We start from the raw sequence: 3,500 nt of genomic DNA, 5'->3' as shown, positions 1-3,500 counted from the left end.
GCCCCGCTCGCCCGCCAGCAGCCGGCGCAGCGCCAGCGCATTGTGCGCCGGATCACCGCCGCGAACGGCACTGAGCGGGTGGCGCGGCAGGCCGGCGTCCTCCGGCGCGACGCGTTCGGGCAGGTCAGCGGCGCCGACCGCCACGACGACGCTCGGGCCGGCGCCGGACAGCTCGTCCAGCCCCTCCTCGCCCGCGACGACGAGTGCGGCCTCACTCCCGAGTTCCTCCAGCGCGGCGGCGTAGACGGGGGCATCGTCGGGTCGGGCGACGCCGATCAGTTGGCGGGTGACGCGGGCGGGGTTGGCGAGGGGTCCGATGAGGTTGAAGATCGTGCGCCGGCCCAGCCGCTGGCGGATCGGCTGGATGCGGCGCATTGCGGGCTGGTGATTGGCCGCGAACAGGAAACAGATGCCGAGTTCCGCCAGCGTCTCTTCCGCGAGCGCGCCCGCCCGATCCATGTCGAGCCCCAGCGCCTCCAGCGTGTCGGCGGCGCCCGCCCTGGACGAGGCGGCGCGGTTGCCGTGCTTGGCGACGGGCACGCCGCAGGCGGCGACGACGAGTGCGACGGCGGTGGAGACGTTGAGCGTGTGGTGGCGGTCGCCGCCCGTGCCGCACACGTCGATCGCGCCCGGCGGCGCGGCGATGGGGAGCAGTCGCTCACGCAACGCCCGCGCGGCCGCGGCGATCTCGATCGAGGTCTCGCCGCGATCGGCGAGCGCGAGCAGAAAGGCGGCGACCGCCTGATCCGGCGCATGGCCGTCGAGGATCGTGGCAAAGGCCTGGCCCGCGCTTTCGTGGCTGAGCGGGGTCAGCGCGTCGGGGAGGATGGCGAAGGTGGTCATCGCGGAAGGGGTAGCGGCGCGGCGCTCACACCATCGCCTCCGCCTGCACGCCGGCGAGGCGCAGGAAATTGGCGAGGAGCGCGTGGCCGTGTTCGGTGGCGATGCTTTCGGGATGGAACTGGACGCCGTGGATGGGCAGGTCGCGGTGGCGGAAGCCCATGACGGTGCCGTCCTCCGCGCGCGCGTTGACGACGAGCGTGGCGGGCACGGCGTTGACGATCAGCGAATGGTAGCGCGTCGCCGTGAACGGCGAGGGGAGACCCTCGAACAGGCCGGTGCCGTCGTGGAGGACCGGGCTGGTCTTGCCATGCATCAGGCCACCGCGCTCGACGCGGCCGCCGAAATGCTGGCCGATCGCCTGATGCCCCAGGCACACGCCCAGCAGCGGCCGGCGCGCCTCAACGCAAGCGGCGACGAGGTCGAGCGTCACGCCGGCATCGTCGGGGGTCTTGGGGCCGGGCGAGATCAGGAACGCGTCCGCGCCCGACGACAGCGCCTGCCCCGCCGAGATCGCGTCGTTGCGCACCACCTCGACCGCCGCGCCCAGCTCCTGGAGATAGTGGACGAGATTCCAGGTGAAGCTGTCGTAATTGTCGATGACGAGGATCATGGAGGCGGCTTTAGGCGGTCGCTCGCGGTTCGTCACCTCCGGACGAGGGAGCAGGGAGCAGGGAGCAAGTGACAAAGGGTATCTGGGCATGGCTGCGCGGGCAATGGCGACCGCTTACCCCCGACGAGCTGGTGGCGGCACGCGCGGTATTCGGCGACGCGATCGATTGGGCACGAGTGCGGATCCATGCGCGCGGGTTCACGCCGTTCCAGCCGCGCCGGACCGCGGTGACGCCGCTCGGCGCGGTGCATTTCCGGCGCGAAGACTGGCGGCCCGATTTCTCTGGCGATTGGGCCGGCATGGCATGGCTGATCCACGAGCTGGTCCATGTCTGGCAGCATCAGCAGGGCCAGTGGGTGATCCCGCGCGGGCTCTGGGAGCGGCGTTATCGCTATGGCGCGCTCGATCCGGCGCGGCCGTTCGCGCGCTATGGCATCGAGCAACAGGCGGCGATCGTCGAGGACTGGTACCGGCTCACGCGGGGCCAGCCGGCGTGGCGTGGATCGGGGAGCCCGGCAAACTATCGCGCGGTGATCCCGTTCCTGCCGCGTTCAGGGGACCGAAGCGAGGACGGGCGCGTTGTTTCTGGCTGAAGGAATTTGTCATGCTTCGTGTCGCCATCGCCACCGCGCTGATCCTGATGCCCGGCCTCGCCGCCGCGCAGACGGGGTCGACCCCCAAACGTTACCGCTCGGTCGAGCTTCGCCAGGGCGAGCGCTGCCCGGTCGCGACCTCGGCGGACGAGGTGGTGGTGTGCCGGACGCTGGACGAGCCGTACCGCATCCCGTCCGGCCTGCGCGACGAAGGCGCGGCGCAGGCGGCGCCCAACCAGAGCTGGGTCAACCGCACCGCCGTGGCGGATCAGGCGGGGCGCGTCGCGGCGGGGTTGCCGGACACCTGCTCGGCGGTGGGCACGGGTGGCCAGTCGGGCTGCGCGCTCGCGACCGCGCGGGCATTCTCGGCGGACAAGCGCGCGCGGGCGCGGGCGGATTCGAGCGGGGCGGAGCCGGATTGAAGCTTTCTCCCGCTGCGGGAGAAGGTGGCGGGTAGTGCGGGATGAGGGGGTGGCGTTCGCGCGAGTCTGCGGCTCACATTCCTCACCCTTCCGGCCCTGCGGACCTCCCGCCCTCTACCGCAAGGGGAGAGGGGAGCGGTCATTGACCCCAGTCCGCCTCGCCCGCGCGCGCGATCGCGTCGCGGGCGGCGGCGAGCATGGCGCCGGCCTTGGCCTCGCATTCGCGCTGCTCGGCCGCCGGCACGCTGTCGGCGACGATGCCGGCGCCGGCCTGGACGTGGATGATGCCGTCCTTCACCACCGCCGTCCTGAGCACGATGCACGAATCCATCGAGCCGTCCGGCGAGAAATAGCCGACGCCGCCGGCATAGGCGCCGCGCCGCTCGGGCTCCAGCTCGGCGATGATCTCGCAGGCGCGGACCTTGGGCGCGCCGGAGACGGTGCCGGCGGGGAAGCCCGCAAACAGCGCGTCGAGCGCGTCCTTGCCGGGCGCCAGCGTCGCCGTGACGTTGGAGACGATGTGCATGACGTGGCTGTAGCGCTCGATCGTGTAGCTGTCGGTCACGCGCACGCTGCCCGGCGCGCCCGCGCGGCCGGCGTCGTTGCGGCCGAGATCGAGCAGCATCAGATGCTCGGCGCGCTCCTTGGGATCGGCCAAGAGCTCGCGCGCGTGCAGCTCGTCCTCGGACGAGGTGCGCCCACGCGGACGCGTGCCGGCGATCGGGCGGACGGTGATCTCGCCATCGCGGACGCGGACGAGGATTTCCGGGCTGGAGCCGATCAGCGCGAAGCCGGGCAGATCGAGATGGTAGAGGAAGGGCGAGGGGTTGATGCGCCGGAGCGAGCGGTACAGCTCGAACGGCGGCAGCGCGAAGGGCGCGGAGAAGCGTTGCGCGACGACGACCTGAAAGATGTCGCCGGCGGCGATATAGTCCTGCGCGCGGGCGACCATCGCCTCATAGCGCGCGGGCGGCACCGCGGGCGTGTAGGCGGGCGCGGCGACCTCGGCGCGCACGGGCGGGGGCAGTGGCG

5 protein-coding genes are annotated in these 3,500 nt (G+C 72.2%); 2 read left to right on the top strand and 3 right to left on the bottom strand.

The genetic code is table 11. From position 1 onward, the window contains the following. Together trpD and HUU95_RS11330 are read right to left on the bottom strand one after the other, a co-directional pair. Positions 1-843: anthranilate phosphoribosyltransferase (trpD, locus tag HUU95_RS11335; protein WP_174280210.1), on the bottom strand; the 843-nt coding region annotated here is incomplete at its 3' end. A gap of 25 nt (positions 844-868) precedes the next feature. Next, complete coding sequence (locus HUU95_RS11330) at positions 869-1,453, bottom strand: anthranilate synthase component II (protein ID WP_174280209.1); 585 nt, start codon at positions 1,451-1,453, stop codon at positions 869-871. Positions 1,454-1,521: 68 nt separating this feature from the next. On the opposite strand from HUU95_RS11330, the gene HUU95_RS11325 reads away from it, so the two are divergent. After that, the gene (locus HUU95_RS11325; protein ID WP_174280208.1) at positions 1,522-2,046 is read left to right on the top strand and encodes a hypothetical protein; all 525 of its coding nucleotides are present in this window, start codon (positions 1,522-1,524) and stop codon (positions 2,044-2,046) included. 11 nt (positions 2,047-2,057) lie between these two features. Continuing rightward, complete coding sequence (locus HUU95_RS11320) at positions 2,058-2,468, top strand: hypothetical protein (RefSeq protein WP_174280207.1); 411 nt, start codon at positions 2,058-2,060, stop codon at positions 2,466-2,468. 139 nt (positions 2,469-2,607) lie between these two features. On the opposite strand, the gene HUU95_RS11315 is transcribed toward HUU95_RS11320, so the two are convergent. Next, positions 2,608-3,500 (bottom strand): anthranilate synthase component I family protein (locus HUU95_RS11315; protein WP_174280206.1); only part of this gene is annotated, 893 nt, incomplete at its 5' end.

Source organism: Sphingomonas bacterium, from assembly GCF_903643065.1.
Classification (GTDB): domain Bacteria; phylum Pseudomonadota; class Alphaproteobacteria; order Sphingomonadales; family Sphingomonadaceae; genus Sphingomonas.
This window is presented reverse-complemented; position numbering and strand designations above follow the sequence as displayed.

What these genes read in the sequence shown, in the direction of transcription:
- HUU95_RS11330 (WP_174280209.1), bottom strand. Translation starts at nt 1,453, where the DNA reads ATGATCCTCGTCATCGACAATTACGACAGCTTCACCTGGAATCTCGTC.
- HUU95_RS11320 (WP_174280207.1), top strand. Translation starts at nt 2,058, where the DNA reads ATGCTTCGTGTCGCCATCGCCACCGCGCTGATCCTGATGCCCGGCCTC.